Source organism: Myxococcota bacterium, from assembly GCA_035498015.1.
In the GTDB taxonomy this organism is placed as follows: Bacteria; Myxococcota_A; UBA9160; order SZUA-336; family SZUA-336; genus VGRW01.
On the sequence record DATKAO010000069.1, the window covers coordinates 1 to 14451 of the forward strand.

A 14451-nucleotide genomic window follows, 5' to 3' on the forward strand; every position below is an offset into this window, starting at 1 on the left:
GTGAAGGCCGAGGGCACGAGCAGCACCTCGGCGCCGCGCTCGCTGAGCTGCCGGTAGAGCTCCGGGAAGCGCACGTCGTAGCAGACCGAGAGACCGAGCGTGCAGGCGTCGGTCTTGGCCAGCGCGAGCTCGCTGCCCGGCGCCACGCGCGACGACTCGCGCAGCGTGGCCCCGACCAGGTCCACGTCGAACAGGTGGATCTTGCGGTAGAGCGCGAGTAACTCCCCGTTCGGCCCGAACACGGTCGACGTGTTGAACACGCGCTCGTCGCCCGCAATGCGCTCCGGAAACGACCCGCCCGCGAGCACGATCCGGTGCGCCGCCGCCTGCTCCGACAGAAACCGCAGCACCGGGCCGCCGGGTACGTCCTGGGCCGCCGGATTCGGACCCGCCGGCGCATTCTCCTCCCGGATCTGGGCAAACATCTCGGGCAGAGCGACGAGCTGTGCGCCCCGCGCTGCCGCAGCCGCAATCCACTCACCGGCGCGCGACAGGTTCCTCGCGACGTCCGAGCCCGAGGTCATCTGCACCACGGCGGCGATCATGCGCACAGCATAGACGGAGACATCGTCGCGCGCCGCGCCGCGCCACGACGCGACGCGGGTTGCCTCGTCAGCCCGCGCGCGGCCGGGGCAAAACCCGGAGGGAGCGTTGCGAGTCTTCGAGCACAGCGACCGACGGGTTTTAGCCCGGAGCGCAGCGCGCAGACACGCTCTTCCTCTTGCTCAGCGGAAGGCAGCCGGGTCGATGTTGTTCCGGCGCATCACGTCGTAGAAGTCCTTGCGGTCCTTCTTCGCGATGCGAGCGGCCCGGCTGATGTTGCCTTTGCAGAGTCTCAACACGCGCGAGACGTAGTCGCGCTCGAACTTCCGCTTCGCGTCGCGGAACGACGGGACCTCGTCGCCCAGGTCCGGGCCCAGAGACAGGTCGTTCGCGCCGATCTCCTCTTCGCGCGCCAGACGCACCGCGGCGTGGATCTGCTCGCGCAGCTCGCGCTCGTTGCCGGACCAGCCGTGGTCACGCAGGCGCTCCAGCGCCTCGCGCGTGAAGCCGCGCACGCGGGCCGGGCGGCCGAGCTCGCGCTCGATCTCCTCGCGCGCGGCCGCGAGTGACTGGGCGGCGAGCGGCAGGATGTCCTCGCGCCGCTCGCGCAGCGGCGGGAGCTGGATCTCGAGCAGCCGCAGGCGCTCGGCGAGCTCGGGCACCACGCGCCCGGAGTGAACCAGCACGTCGAGCGACTCGGGGCTCGCGGCGATCACGCGGCATTCGAGCGCGTGCGAGTTGCTGCCGCCCATGCGGCGGAAGCGCCCGTCGCGCAGCGCGGTGGCGAGCGTCTGCTGCAAGTCCTTGGGCAGGGCCTCGATGTGGTCGATCAGCACCGTCCCGCCGGACATGCGGTCGAGCGCGCCGACCGACTCACCCGGCAGCGAGGCGATCGCGCCGCGCTCCGCGCCGAACAGCTCGCGCCCGACCAGTGTCTCGTGCACCAGCGACGCGTCGATCGCGAAGTAGCCGCCGTCCGCCCAATCACTCGCCTCGTGGATCAGGCGCGCGACCAGGTCTTTCTCGGTGCCTTCCTCGCCCGCAATGTGCACGTGGAAGCGGCCCCGGCCCGCCACGGCCACTTGCTCGAGCGTGCGCAGCACGGCGCGGCTGGTCCCCACCAGTCGATCGGTGCGGCGGCGCGCAATCGAGACGGCCTTCGACGGAGCTGGACTCGCGCCGATGGAGTCCGCCGACCCTGCCACGGTAGCCGTACCTGACATCGCAACCCCCCTCGTGCGCAAGAAGTTGACCAAGGCCACAAGCCTGTCAAGGAATTTCGAGTGTTTCCGGCTGACTTTCGGGGAGCCACTCGGGGGCGTGATACCTTCGCCGCGCGATGGCAAACGTCCGGGTTCTGCCGAGCGAGCTGGTGAACCAGATCGCCGCGGGCGAGGTGGTCGAACGCCCGGCTTCGGTCGTGAAGGAGCTGGTCGAGAACTCGCTCGACGCGGGGGCGACACAGATCCGGGTCGCGATCCGCGACGGCGGAATCAGCTCGATCCACGTGAGCGACGACGGCTCGGGCATGAGTCGGGAGGACGCCCGCCTGGCTTTCGAACGCCACGCCACCAGCAAGCTCGCGACTCTGCACGACTTGGCGTGCATCGAGACTCTCGGCTTTCGCGGTGAGGCGCTGCCGAGCATCGCCTCGGTCGCCCGGGTGCGCATGTGCACCCGCCGCCGGGAGGACGCGCTGGGCACCGAGCTGGTCGGGGAGGGCGCGGGCATCGCCACGGTGCGCCCGATCGCTTGCGCCGAAGGCACCGCGCTCGAGGTCGCCGAGCTGTTCGGCCGGGTCCCGGCGCGGCGCAAGTTCCTGAAGAATCCAGTCACTGAGGCGAGTCAGGTCGGCCACTGGCTGGAACGGATGGCGCTCGTGCGGCCCGACGTGCGCTTCGAGCTGGAGCGCGACGGGCGCCGCGCCGGGCTCTGGCTCCCCACGGCCGAGCCCCGCGAGCGGGTGATCGCCGTGCTGCCGCCGGGCACGGGCGAGGCGCTGGTGCCGGTGGCGGCCGAGCACGCCGGCCTGTCGCTGCGGGGCTTCGTGAGTCCGACCCACGTCATGCGCAGCGGACCGGGGGAGCTGTTCGTCTATGTGAACGGTCGGCCAGTGCGCGACCGGGTGCTGCAGTTCGCGGTGCGCGATGCCTACCGCGACGCGCTGCCGCCCGGCCGCTATCCGGTCGCGGTGCTGTTCCTGGGCGCCGACCCCGAGCTGGTCGACGTGAACGTGCACCCGGCGAAGTGGGAGGTCCGCTTCCGCGATCCGCGCGCCGTCACCGACCTCCTGCGGCGGGCGATCGGCAGCGCCGTGCGCGGCGGGTCGGCCCCGGAGCGGCCTGCCGCGTTTCCCGGGCTTCGAGGCGCTCCGCCGGAGCCGCGCGAGCCTTCGTCCGGCCTGGGCCTCTTCGGCGCGAGCGCCGCCGCCGACGCGCCGGGCGACGCGTATCGCTCGACTGACTCGCCGCGCGCGCCCTGGGTGTTCTCGCGGCTGCGCTATCTGGGCCAGGCCCTCGGGCTCTATCTCGTGCTCGAGGGCGACGACGGGCTCGTGCTGCTCGACCAGCACGCGGCGCACGAGCGGGTCTTGTTCGAGCGCCTGCGCCGCGGCTTCGCCGAGGACAAGCTCGAGCGCCAGGAGCTGCTCTTGCCGCTCGAGCTCGAGCTGTCGCGCGCCGACGCCGACACCGTGGCCGCGCACGAGTCACTCCTGGAGCGCGCGGGCATCGGGCTCGAGCCGGGCCCGCCCGGCCCGCGCGGCACCGTGCCCGTGCGTCTGCGCGCGCTGCCGGCGCTGCTGGCCGAGCGCGCGGGCACCGACTGGCCGGCGCTCTTGCGTGAGACCGCGAGCTTGCTGCGCGAGCCCGCCGAGCGCGAGACGCGGGACGGCCTCGAGCGCGCGCTGCACGACCTGTTCGCGACCGCCGCGTGTCACTCCGCGGTGCGCAAGGGCGACCGGCTCGACGCGCGCGCAGTGACTGCGCTGCTGGCGGGCCTCGACCAGGAGATCTGGTTCGCGAACTGCCCGCACGGCCGGCCCGTGGCGCTCTCGCTCGACCGCGCCGAGCTCGAGCGCCGCTTCCTGCGCCGCGCATGACCCGGCCGCGCGTCGTCGCGATCGTCGGTCCCACGGGGACCGGCAAGACCGAGCTCGCGTGCGCCGTCGCCGAGCGCACCGGCGCCGAGATCGTGAGCGCCGACTCCATGCAGGTCTACCGCGGGCTCGACGTGGGCACGGCCAAGCCGAGTCACGCGCTGCGCGCGCGCATCCCGCACCACGCGCTCGACCTGGTCGCGCCCGACGAGCCCATGTCGGCAGGCCGCTGGGCCGAGCTGGCGCGCGCCGCCGCCGCCGACATCGCCGCGCGCGGCAAGCCCGTGCTGCTGGTGGGCGGCACGGGCCTCTACGCGCGGGCGTTCGCGGGCGGGCTGATCCAGGGCGCCGCGTCCGACCCCACGCTGCGCGCCGAGCTCGAGGCGCGCAGCGACGAGTCACTCCGTGCCGAGCTCGAGCGGCGCGACCCCGAGGCCGCCTTGCGCATTGCCCCGCGCGACCGCGTGCGCACCGTGCGCGCGCTCGAGGCCGCCGCGCTCGGCGCGCGCCCGATCTCGGCCCAGCACGCCCGGCACCGCTTCGCCGACCGGCCCTTCGACGTGCGCTGGCTCGGGCTCGCGCTCGACCGGACCGTGCTCGCCGAGCGCCTGCGAGAGCGCGTCGCGCGCATGTTCGAGGCCGGCTGGGTCGACGAGGTGCGCGGGCTCTACGCCGCCGGCTACGCGCCCACGCTGCGGCCGCTCCAGGCGATCGGCTACCGCGAGATCGGCGAGCTCCTGGCAGGGCGGCTCGACGAGGCCACGGCGCGCGAGCGCATCTGGATCGCGACCCGGCGCTACGCCAAGCGCCAGCGCACCTGGTTCCGCGCCGAGCCCGAGCTCGACTGGCTCGACGCCGACGCGCGCGAGCGCGCCGTCGAGCGGGTGCTGGCGGAGCTCAGCCGTCGTTGATCGTGTTGTACGACGTGCCGAAGCGGATCGGGCACTTCCCGCCAGCGACGTCCTCGCTGTAGAGCGCCCATGCCTCTTCCTGGGAGCGGAAGAGGGGAGGCTGAGCGCCGTCGCGGAACAGGGTGACCATGCCCATCGGCAGCTCCATGAGCGCCGAGATCTCGCGGAACATGGACCCGCCGAGCTGCATGCCGTTCAGCAGGATGTACCCGGGCACGACCCCGATCGCCTTGATGATGTCCGGATCGTCGATCTGGGTGACGCCGTAGTACTCGTCCTTGCCGGCGATGAACGGCCCGAGCACCGCGTCGAACGGCGCCAGGATCATGTTGCTGCCGGCACGGCACAGCTGCGTGGCATCGGCGCGCGCAGCGCGCGGGGCCAGACCCACCAGGGCCGCCAGGGCAGCGCCGCAGAGGGCGGCGCGCAGACAGACCAGCGAAAGATTGCGGATCATTTGCCGGACCCTCCCCGAGTACGCAGCGACGAGACGCGGCGAGCCTCGCCCAAAACCGCTAGCAGTGTCAACCACTCGCTACCCGAACCCCCAGGAGTGGCTCTCTCGTGACCGCAGGTGACAGGTCTGATGAACGCCGTGGGCACCCTACCCACGGCTCCGGACCCCACGGCTCCGGACCACCGCTGGTGGCGATCGTGGGCCGGGCGAACGTCGGCAAGTCGACGCTCTTCAACCGGCTCCTCCGGGAGGGCCGGTCGCTGGTCGAGGACCGCCCGGGAGTCACCCGGGACCGGGTGGCGGTGGCGACCGAGATCGAGCGCAAGCCAGCGCTCCTGGTGGATACCGGAGGGCTGGATCCGGACGCCGAGTCGGGCATTCCGGCCGCCATCCGCCGCCAGGTGGGGCTGGTGGTCTCCCAGGCCAGCGTGATCGTGTTCGTGGTCGACGCCCGCGCGGGTCTCCTGCCGCTGGACGCCCAGATCGCCGAGCTCCTGCGGAAAGGCGGACGCCCGGTCGTGGTGGTCGCCAACAAGTCCGACTCGCCGCAGCTCGAGGTCCAGGCCGCCGAGTTCCATGCGCTGGGCTTTGGCGAGGTGGTGCCGACCTGCGCAGCGCACGCGCGCGGCATCGCCGACCTCGAAGTCGCGATCGGCGAGCACCTGCCCGAGGGGCGGCCGGTGGACGAGGTCGAGGTGCGCAGCGGCCCCCCGCGCCTGGCGATCATCGGCCGGCCCAACGTGGGCAAGTCGTCGCTGCTCAACGCGTGGCTCGGCGAGGAGCGCAACATCGTGGCCGACGAGCCCGGCACCACGCGCGACGCGACCGACTCGAGTCTCGAGGTCGACGGCCGCGAGCTGATCCTGGTCGACACCGCGGGCATGCGGCGCGGCGGCCGGCGCTCCGATCGGCTGGAGCGCGGCAGCGCGCTCATGGCGCTGCGCTCACTCGAGCGCTGCGACGTGGCGCTGCTCGTGCTCGACGCCGACGTGGGCGTGAGTGAGCAGGACGCGAAGCTGGCGCGGCTCGCGCTCGACCGCGGCCGGCCGCTGGTGCTGCTCTTGAACAAGTGGGACCGGGTCGCGGGCACGCCGCGCGAAGCCGAGCTCGCGCGCCAGCTCGAGCGGCGCCTGGCCTTCGTGCCCGACCCCGTGCTGCTGCGCACCAGCGCAGTCACGAAGCAGGGGCTCGCGCACGTGCTGCCCGAGGCGCTGAAGCTCTTCGACGAGCAGGCGCTCGAGATCTCGACCGCCGAGCTCAACCGCGCGCTCGAAGAGGCGATCGACCGCAACACGCCGCCTCTGCGCGGCAAGAAGCGCGCGCGCTTCTTCTACATCACGCAGGTCTCGAGCCGCCCGTTCACGGTGCTCGTGTTCATGAACGACCCGGCGCTGATCGCGAAGAACTACCACCGGTATCTCGAGGGCTTCATGCGCAAGCGCTTCGGCATCCGTTCCGCGCCCGTGCGCGTGAAGCTGCGCGGCCGCCGCGAGCTGGAAACGGGCACCGAGGAATTGTCCGGACCCCAGGCCAAAACCCGCTAAGATCCCCGCCCCGAGATGAATCCACGCCCGCACAGCGACACCCAGGCCCGGCTCGAAGGCTTCGAGGCGCGCCTGCAGGACGCCTTCCACTGGGCGAACACGCACGCGCGCGAGATCGTGCTCGGCGCCGGGCTCTTGCTCGCGCTTGGCGGCATCGTCGCGGGCGTCTTCGAGTGGCGCCGCCGCGGCATCGAGGCCGCCGAGACCGAGCTCGCGCAGATCGACACGAGCTTCGCGAACGCGATGGGCGCGAGCCCGGGCGAGTACTTCGTCCCCGAGCCGGCCAACTCGGAGCAGGCCACGAAGGCGCGCGAAGCCGCGGTGGCCGAGCTCGACGCCTTCATCGCCAAGCACGGCTCGAGCCAGATCTCCGCGATCGCCGGCATCAAGGCCGCCGAGCTCGAGGTTGACCTGGGCAAGCTCGACGCCGCCGACCCACGCCTGCAGAAGATCGCCGACTCACTCGCCGCGGACGACCCGCGCCGCGCCATCGCGCTGCGCCTGCGCGGCTACACGCTCGACCAGAGAAACCAGCCCCTGCAAGCCGGCGAGACCTACGAGGCCGCCGCCAAAGTCACTGGCTACCCGCCGCGCGCGCTCGCCTGGATCGAAGCGGGCGACGCCTACTCGCGAGCCAAAGCCCCCGACCGAGCCATCGCCGCCTACCGCGAAGTCCTCGCCGGCTGGCCCGACCTGGCCGAGCAAGAGCGCATCGTGCAGAGAATCGGGGTAGAGCAAGCCTCTCTCGACGCGGCCGCTGCTGCGGAGAAGAAGTAAGAGCGCCTCGGCGCGCTGCGCTCCGGGCTAAAACCCTCGGTCGCTGCTTCGCGAGTACGCTCCAGACGCTCCCTCCGGGTTTTGCCCCGGCCGCGCGCGCGAACCAGATACTTCCGATCCCCCCAAAAAATAGAGATCGCGTCGACGCGTTCGCCACTTCCACCATCCGGTCCGCGCCCGATGGCATTGCGAACGCGGCCCGCAGGGTCGCACTGGTGAGATCGTCGACGCGACCTCATTTTTTTTGGAGGACTGGAAAGGTGTGATTCGCGCCCGCGTCCGGAGCAATACCCAGAGGGAGCGTCTGCAGCGTACTCGCGAAGCAGCGACCGACGGGTATTGCTCGGAGCGCGGCGCGCAGAGATGCTCTTCAGCTCCGAGGTCCTAGAAACCTCTCGATCTGCCCCAGATCGAAATACTCGTAGGCGCGCGAGATCATGCCGTCGCGGGTGTAGGCCACGAAGCAGACGTCCATCTGGCCCACGAAGTCGTTGGGGTGAGTCACGAAGAGGGTGTGTTGCTGGACGAATCCGCCTTCGAAGGTGTGAATGCGGCGGTTGCGGTAGCGCATCTTCTTGAAGCGTGACATTCCGTCGCGGAGTGTCTTCAGGTTCGACTCGCGGGCCTGGTACAGACAGTCGTGACTGTGCCAGACCACGAGCTCGGGGGCGTAGCATTTCTCGACCGTCTCGAAGTCCCGGCGCTCGATCGCGTCGAAGAAGCGGTCGCACAGCGCCAGCGTCTCGGAGTCCTTCCTCACGACTCACTCCTCGGGCGGCCGCGCCCGGCCCAGGCCGCGAACTTGCTCGAGTCCATGTACTCGTCGATCCGGGTGATCTTGCCGTCCTTGCACAGGGCCACGATGCAGATCCAGAGCGCGCCGCGGTGGCCGTCGTGCTGCACGCCGGCCAGCGTGTACTGGATCACGAAGCCGCCTTCGAAGGTGTTGATCGTGCGGTCGTCGTAGGTGCGGCGGCGCTGGCCGGCGTAGCTCTTGGGCAGGGCGGCGAGGTTCTCGGCGCCGGTCGTCTCGCGGCCGAACACGTTGTGCCAGATGATGCAGTCGGGCGCGTAGATCTCGGCCAGCTCGTCGACGCGCCGGTCCTGGTAGGCGTCGAAGAAACGGTGGCACAGCTCGCGGATCTCGCCGTCGGTCACGGCTCGGCCTGCCTCGGCGCGCGGAACTTGCTCGAGTCGAGATACTCGTCTAGGTGCGTGATCTTGCCCTTGCGGCACTGCGCCACGACGCAGGCCTGGAGCGAGAAGCGCCGGCCGTCGTGCGGCACGCAAGTCACCGAGTAACGCGCCAGGAAGCCGCCGTCGAAGGTGTCGATGCGCCGGTCGTCGTAGCTGCGGCGGCGGAGCAGGGCGTGGCCGTCGCGCAGCGTGGCGAGGCTCTGCTCGCGCGTGAGCTCGCTGCCCGACAGATTCACCCAGAACGTGAACTCCGGGTCGCAACAGTCGGCCACGGCTTCGAGATCGTGTCGTTCGATCGCGTCGAAGTAGCGCCTGCACAGCTCGCGCAGCTCGCGGTCGGTCACCGCGCGCCCCCGTGCGTAGAATGCGGGGCATGACTGCCCCTCGGCGCCGCGCGCCCCGACGACCCAGCGCCCGGGCCGCGCTGCTCGACGCGGCGGTCGCGGAGTTCACGAGCAAGGGCTACGAGGCCGCCACGGTCGCGGGCATCGCCGCGCGCGCCGGAGTGACCACGGGCGCGGTCTACGGTCACTTCCGCAGCAAGGTCGAGCTCTTGCTGGAAGCCGTGGGGCTGGGCACCGTGGAGGCGTTCACGCGCCGCAGCGCCGCGCTCGCCGGCAAGCCCGCGGCCGAGGTCGCCCCGGCGCTGGCGCGCGGACTGCTGGGCGTGCCCAGCGGGCGCAGCGACCTGTTGCTGGTCGACGCGATCGCGCTCGCGCGGCGCGATCCCAAGGTGGCCGAGAGCTACGCGCGCGTGATCCGCGCGCACCTCGAAGCCTTCGAGCGCACGGCGCGCGCCGGCCTGGAGTCGGGGCGCATCGACCCGGTGCTGCCGATCGACGAGCTCGCGCGGCTGGTGCTGGCGCTCGCGTTCGGGGTGCTGGCGCTGCGGGCGCTCGAGCAGGCGCCGCCCAGCGACGCTGCCGTCGCGCGCCTGGTGGAGCTGTTCGTGCAGCCCGCGAGTGCGAGCGCGCCCGAGGAGCGCCAGCTCGCGCGCGTGCAGTCGCGGGCGCGCGCCGCGCAGCGTGCCCGCAAGGAGCTGCACGCACGGATCGCCCAGGCCGCGGCCGACGGCCACAGCCTGCGCCAGATCGGCGAGGCCGCGGGACTCTCTCACGAGCGCGTGCGGCGCATCCTCGAGGAGGAGGGCGCTGTCAGAAGTTCTGACGATCGCGAGTGACCACTGAGCCATGGCGGGTTCCCGTTGATCGCCGCGCATAGTCTCATTACGATTGCGGCGGGGCAAGACGGCCCGGAAGGAGAGTCACCGTGCTCAAGACCCGAGGCTTCAACCACATCGATCTCGGCACCAAGGACATGGAGGCCACGCGTCGCTTCTATGAAGACGTGCTCGGCTTCCCGCTGGTGCGCGCGGACCTGATCGACATCGCCGGCAAGGGCGAGATGAAACACTTCTTCTTCGATGCCGGGAACGGCCAGCTCATCGGCTTCATGAGCGGTCAGGACGTGACTGGCTTCCCGAGAGACTTCGACTCGGGCATCAACAAAGGGCTCGGCCTGCCGCCGGGCGTGTATCACTTCGCGTTCGACGCCGAGACCGAGCACGACCTCGAGCGCATCAAGGCGCACCTGGTCTCGAACGGCATCGAGGTGCGCGGGCCCGTCGACCACGAGGGCTGGTGCAAGTCGATCTACTTCCTCGATCCGAACGGGCTGCAGCTCGAGGTGTGCTGGCTCCAGCGCCCGTTCGTGGCCGACGATGCCGAGCCGCGCGTGCGCTTCCGCCTGGAAGGGCGGCGCAAGGTCGAGCCGCCGAGCGAGCGCGCGTGACTCCGGACTCCGCCGACGGCCTGCTCGAGCGGGTGCGCGCGCTCGCGCCGCTGATCGCCGAGCGGGCCGCCGACGCCGAGCTGCGGCGCAAGCCCGACGACGAGGTGATCGAAGCGCTGAAGCGCACGGGCGTGTTCCGCAGCTTCGTGCCCAAGCGCTTCGGCGGCTACGAGATCGACCTCGACCTGTTCATGGACATCGGCGTGGCGGTGAGCGAGGCCTGCGCGTCGACCGGCTGGATCACCACGTTCTACATGGAGCACAACTGGCAGCTCGGGAACTTCTCGCGCGAGCTCCAGGACGAGATCTTCTCGCGCCAGCCGTTCGTGCTGGCACCGGGCAGCGTGAACCCCAACGACGGCATCGCGACGCCGAAGGGCGACGGCTACGAGCTCACCGGTCACTGGCGCTTCGGCACCGGCATCGTGCACGCCGACTGGGTGCTGCTGTCGGGCCGCATCGCGACCGAGCCGGAAGGCACGCCGCGCATGTTCCTGGTGCCGCCCGATGCCGTCGAGGTGCGAGACACCTGGCACGTGGACGGCATGGTCGCGACCGGCAGTCACGACATCGTCGCGAACGCCGTGCACGTGCCCGAGCGCTACGTGACCCTGCGGCCGCTCGCGCCCGCGCCGAGAGACGACTATCTCGGTCGCATTCCGGTCTTCCCGATGCTGTCGCTGACCGCGGCGATCCCGGCCGTGGGCGCCGCGCGCCGCTCGGTCGAGCTGTTCCGCCAGCTGCTCGCCGAGCGCGTGCCGTTCGGCACCAAGAAGACCCAGAGTCACCGCGCTCCCGGCCAGGTCCGGCTCGCGCACGCGCTGGCCGACGCCAAGGCCGCCGAGGCGGTGCTCAAGGACGTGGCGCGCCAGCTCACCGCGCACGCCCGGGGCGGGAAGCAGCTCGATCTTTTGGATCAGATCCAGATGCGACTCACGATCGCCCACGTGGTGCGCGACTGTAAGACGGTGATCCGCAACGTCGTGGAAGGCTCCGGAGCCAGCGTCCACTTCCTGAATCACGAGCTCCAGCGCATCCACCGCGACATCCACATGATGTCCGCCCACACCGTGTTCGACCTCGACCTGGTCGCCGAGCAGTCCGGCCGCGCACTGGTGGAAGCCGACCCGAGCACGAAGCTCTTCTAGCTGGCTGCGGGCTCGGGCTCGATCGGCCGAGGCGAGCCCTCCCGCTGAGTACCGATAAGGAGCATTCTGTTAAATCAACGCTCCGACGCACCGGCGCGACTTGGAGCCCGCCGGTGCCCTCTCACCAGTAGCGGAGATCCGTGTGCGGGCGCGTGATCTCGGGCTTGGCGTTCCAGCGCAGGTAGCGGGTCTCGCTGGCGGGCTCGAGCGGCTCGAGGCGCTTGGCGAGCTCGGGCGCCTGGTCGAGCGAGAGCAAGAGGAAGTCGCGGCCGAGCGCGCGCGTGCGCGCCGTCAGGTGGCCCACGAGCTCCACCATCGCGTCCTCGGCGCCTTCGGCGTGGCCCCAGTCGAGCAGCGCCGTTCCGGCGAACGTGCGCTCCTCGCCGGTCTTCCGCTTGCGGATGCGCTCGCGCAGGTCGCGGCCGCGGTCCCACAGGCCGGCGCAGGCGCGGATGCGCCCTGCGGACTCGAGCACGAAGAAGTCGGGCCAGCCGTACACCCGCGGGTACCAGGGCGCGCGCTCGCCCCAGTAGCCTTCGTCGAGCCGCTCCTCGAGTGAGTCGCGGCTGTAGGGCGCGAACAGGTCGAGCTCGCCGTGCGTGCGGTTCACGAGTTCTGCGCAGACCGGCAGGTCTTCGGGCCGCGCGGGACGAACGGACCGGCTCTCCGGCGCGGAGGCCGCCGCGGGAATCTGACTCACGGTCACGGGGATGCCCGGCACCTCCCCTTCGCGCTGCGGCGTGCCTGCGAAGAAGCCGGGCACGTGCTTGTTCCACCAGCCCACGACCGCGAAGTTTCCCGAGCGCATGATGTCGTACTGGGCCATCGAGGGGCGCACGGTGGTCATCGATGCGGGGAACAGTCGCACCGCGTCGCCCAGGCCCTGGCGCCGGTAGCCCTGGTGCACGCGCAACGCCTGGCCGTAGCGCACCGAGACACGCTGGCCCGCGATGCGCACGTTGCGCCGCGACCAGCCGCAGCTCGCCACCAGCACGTTGCCGTCGGCGATCACGTTCAGCTGGACGTGGGTCTGCAGCCGGAACTGCGCGAACGGATCGGGGCTGCGCAGCACCGTGATCTCGAGCTCGCCGATCTCCTCGGGCGAGTTCTCCCAGAGGTCCGAGAACGCGTCGGCGTCGCCGTGGGTCACCTCGCGCGCGCGCAGGTCACCGGTGGTGAAGCGCTCGTGCCAGCCGATCAGCGCGTGGAGGTCCGCCTCGTCCATGCGCCGCCAATTGAGCCAGCCCCAGAGACTCTGCAGCGGGATTCCCGTGCCGAGCGCGCGATCGATCGTGGCGTCGGACACGCCGCGGGCGCGCAGCTCCGAGCGCAGCTCCGCTGGAGCTTCGATCTCGACCCGCTCCCGGCTGCGTTTGGCCACGTGCAGATTCTACGCCCTGCCGCCCGAACCCCCGAAGTGATTCCCGCCATCGGAACGTCGCTTGCTCTCCCGGGATCCCGTGGTATACCCCCGCCTTCACAAGGAGCCCCGCCGCATGGATGCCGCCCGAAAAACGAAGCTCGGCCAGAAGTGGGTCTGCTATTCGTGCCAGGCCAAGTTCTACGACATGCAGAAGCCGGAGCCGCGCTGCCCCAAGTGCGGCGCCGACCAGCGCCAGTCACCGGCCTTCGAGAAGCCCAAGCGCACGCGCGGCAAGAAGGCCGCGGCCCCGCCCGCGCCGAAGAAGGCGGTGAAGCCGCCGCCGCCCGTGGAAGAAGGCGAAGATCTCGATACGCCAATCGATCCCGAGGACCTCGAGATCGAGGACATCGAGATCGACGAGCCGGCGGGCGCCGCCGCGGAGCCCGCGGAGATCGAAGAGCCCGAGGACGAGCCGGCCGACGACGACGAGGACTAGAAGGTCAGCAGCCGCCGCTTGAACACCTCTTTGGGGTCGTCCAAGTGGCGGTCGCGGATCGACTTCTCGAACTTGAGCTGCTCGATCTCGACCTGGTGCTCCATCACGGCGCCGCGCTGGGCCTTCCAGGCCTCGTTGTTGCGCTGGAAGTTCGCGAACGCCTGGGCCTTGCCGCCGACGTCACTCGCGTCCTGCTGGGCGATCGCGTCCTCGCCGCCCGGCGCGGCTGCGACCCGCGCCTTGGCGCGCTTGGCCTCCCCTTCGTAGGCCGCGATCAGCTTCGCCAGATCGGGCGTCGACACGTTCGCGAACGGCCGCGGCTTGTGGAGGTCGGCCTCGATCCCGGCGTTGCGGTTGTAGTTCCAGTAACCGGCACCGGCCGCGGCAACGACCAGCACGAGGAGCGCGAGAATGGCTTTGCCCATGCGCGGGCTATCGGCCCGAAACGGCCTCCCGTTGAGCCTCCTGGGCGGGCGGCGCAGCCACGCTGGCGGGCGGCGCGGCGACCGCGGCCGGGGGCGCCGGCGGCCGGACCTCGTCGCCGTAGAGCAGCTGGTACACGCGGTACGAGCGCAGCACCCGCCGCAGGTAGCGGCGCGTCTCGCCGTAGGTGACTGACTCGACGAACACGTCGGGCTTCACCTGGGCGTCCTTCTCGAGCCAGCGGCCCACGGCGTCGGGGCCGGCGTTGTACGACGCGATCGCCAGCGGGCGCGAGCCCTGGAAGCGCTCGATCAGCGAACGCAGGTAGTAAGTGCCCAGGCGGATGTTGGTCTCGGGGTCGTAGAGGCGCTCGGTGACGAAGCCCGCGAGGCCGAGCTCCCCTGCCACCCTGCCCCCGGTCTGCGGCATGAGCTGCATCAGGCCGAGCGCGCCCGCGGGCGAGCTCACCTGCGCGCGGTAGGCGCTCTCCTCGCGCATGATCGCCCAAACCAGCGCCGGGTCGAACGCGAACTCGCGGGTCGAGCTGCCGACCCACTCGCCGAACGCGCGCGGCCAGGCCAGCTCCCAGGCCTCGCGCCAGGTGGGGTCGATGCCCTGGTCCAGGGTTCCGCCGAAGCCTTCGTCGATCACCTTCAATGCGCGGAACGAGTCACCCGTGCGGTGCAAGAGCCGCGCGGTCGCGA

Annotated in this window: 17 protein-coding genes; 8 read left to right on the plus strand and 9 right to left on the minus strand. The window is 71.1% G+C overall.

From position 1 onward, the window contains the following. Both VMR86_05555 and VMR86_05560 read right to left on the minus strand, forming a co-directional pair. A partial coding sequence (locus VMR86_05555) for a nitrilase-related carbon-nitrogen hydrolase (GenBank protein ID HTO06507.1) occupies positions 1 to 545 on the minus strand: 545 nt, incomplete at its 3' end. A 180-nt stretch (positions 546 to 725) separates the two neighbouring features. Continuing rightward, positions 726 to 1664: a sigma 54-interacting transcriptional regulator gene (locus VMR86_05560; protein HTO06508.1), complete on the minus strand. Its 939-nt coding sequence runs from the start codon at positions 1662 to 1664 to the stop codon at positions 726 to 728. Between the two features lie 218 nt (positions 1665 to 1882). On the opposite strand from VMR86_05560, the gene mutL reads away from it, so the two are divergent. Both mutL and miaA read left to right on the plus strand, forming a co-directional pair. Continuing rightward, positions 1883 to 3643 carry a DNA mismatch repair endonuclease MutL gene (gene mutL / locus VMR86_05565; protein ID HTO06509.1) on the plus strand — a complete coding sequence of 587 codons (1761 nt, stop codon included), beginning with the start codon at positions 1883 to 1885 and terminating at the stop codon, positions 3641 to 3643. Continuing rightward, a complete protein-coding gene (miaA, locus tag VMR86_05570; GenBank protein ID HTO06510.1) occupies positions 3640 to 4551 on the plus strand; it encodes a tRNA (adenosine(37)-N6)-dimethylallyltransferase MiaA in 912 nt (303 codons plus the stop codon). Before mutL ends, miaA begins: the two co-directional genes overlap by 4 nt. Here miaA and VMR86_05575 read toward each other — a convergent pair. Further along, positions 4538 to 5008, minus strand: coding sequence for a hypothetical protein (locus VMR86_05575; GenBank protein HTO06511.1), 471 nt, complete (start codon positions 5006 to 5008; stop codon positions 4538 to 4540). The genes miaA and VMR86_05575 overlap by 14 nt on opposite strands. 188 nt (positions 5009 to 5196) lie before the next feature. Here VMR86_05575 and der point away from each other — a divergent pair, with 188 nt between their 5' ends. Both der and VMR86_05585 read left to right on the plus strand, forming a co-directional pair. Continuing rightward, entirely contained in the window at positions 5197 to 6552 is a 1356-nt protein-coding gene (gene der / locus VMR86_05580; GenBank protein HTO06512.1) for a ribosome biogenesis GTPase Der, read from the plus strand. A gap of 15 nt (positions 6553 to 6567) precedes the next feature. After that, positions 6568 to 7329 (plus strand): tetratricopeptide repeat protein, encoded by a 762-nt coding sequence (locus VMR86_05585; protein ID HTO06513.1) that lies wholly within the window; start codon positions 6568 to 6570, stop codon positions 7327 to 7329. 370 nt (positions 7330 to 7699) lie between these two features. Here VMR86_05585 and VMR86_05590 read toward each other — a convergent pair whose 3' ends face one another. Genes VMR86_05590 through VMR86_05600 form a run of 3 tightly spaced genes read right to left on the minus strand, consistent with a single transcriptional unit; the run spans position 7700 to position 8870 of the window. Beyond that, on the minus strand, positions 7700 to 8089 hold the full coding sequence (locus VMR86_05590; protein ID HTO06514.1) for a nuclear transport factor 2 family protein: 390 nt from the start codon (positions 8087 to 8089) through the stop codon (positions 7700 to 7702). Next, on the minus strand, positions 8086 to 8487 hold the full coding sequence (locus VMR86_05595; GenBank protein HTO06515.1) for a nuclear transport factor 2 family protein: 402 nt from the start codon (positions 8485 to 8487) through the stop codon (positions 8086 to 8088). The genes VMR86_05590 and VMR86_05595 overlap by 4 nt, the downstream gene beginning before the upstream one ends. Beyond that, complete coding sequence (locus VMR86_05600; protein ID HTO06516.1) at positions 8484 to 8870, minus strand: nuclear transport factor 2 family protein; 387 nt, start codon at positions 8868 to 8870, stop codon at positions 8484 to 8486. Before VMR86_05600 ends, VMR86_05595 begins: the two co-directional genes overlap by 4 nt. Before the next feature lie 29 nt (positions 8871 to 8899). Between VMR86_05600 and VMR86_05605 the strand changes: the two genes are divergently transcribed. The 3 genes from VMR86_05605 (at position 8900) to VMR86_05615 (ending at position 11465) form a co-directional block, all read left to right on the plus strand. Further along, on the plus strand, positions 8900 to 9706 hold the full coding sequence (locus tag VMR86_05605; GenBank protein HTO06517.1) for a helix-turn-helix domain-containing protein: 807 nt from the start codon (positions 8900 to 8902) through the stop codon (positions 9704 to 9706). Between the two features lie 89 nt (positions 9707 to 9795). After that, positions 9796 to 10317 carry a VOC family protein gene (locus tag VMR86_05610; GenBank protein ID HTO06518.1) on the plus strand — a complete coding sequence of 174 codons (522 nt, stop codon included), beginning with the start codon at positions 9796 to 9798 and terminating at the stop codon, positions 10315 to 10317. Further along, a complete protein-coding gene (locus VMR86_05615; protein ID HTO06519.1) occupies positions 10314 to 11465 on the plus strand; it encodes a hypothetical protein in 1152 nt (383 codons plus the stop codon). The genes VMR86_05610 and VMR86_05615 overlap by 4 nt, the downstream gene beginning before the upstream one ends. Before the next feature lie 121 nt (positions 11466 to 11586). Here the strand turns inward: VMR86_05615 and VMR86_05620 are convergent, their stop codons facing one another. Continuing rightward, entirely contained in the window at positions 11587 to 12846 is a 1260-nt protein-coding gene (locus VMR86_05620; protein HTO06520.1) for a hypothetical protein, read from the minus strand. Between the two features lie 115 nt (positions 12847 to 12961). Between VMR86_05620 and VMR86_05625 the strand changes: the two genes are divergently transcribed. Further along, positions 12962 to 13324, plus strand: coding sequence for an FYDLN acid domain-containing protein (locus VMR86_05625; protein ID HTO06521.1), 363 nt, complete (start codon positions 12962 to 12964; stop codon positions 13322 to 13324). On the opposite strand, the gene VMR86_05630 is transcribed toward VMR86_05625, so the two are convergent. Beyond that, positions 13321 to 13749, minus strand: coding sequence for a hypothetical protein (locus VMR86_05630; GenBank protein HTO06522.1), 429 nt, complete (start codon positions 13747 to 13749; stop codon positions 13321 to 13323). The two genes, VMR86_05625 and VMR86_05630, sit on opposite strands and share 4 nt — an antisense overlap. Positions 13750 to 13756: 7 nt before the next feature. Next, positions 13757 to 14451 (minus strand): lytic transglycosylase domain-containing protein (locus tag VMR86_05635; protein ID HTO06523.1); only part of this gene is annotated, 695 nt, incomplete at its 5' end.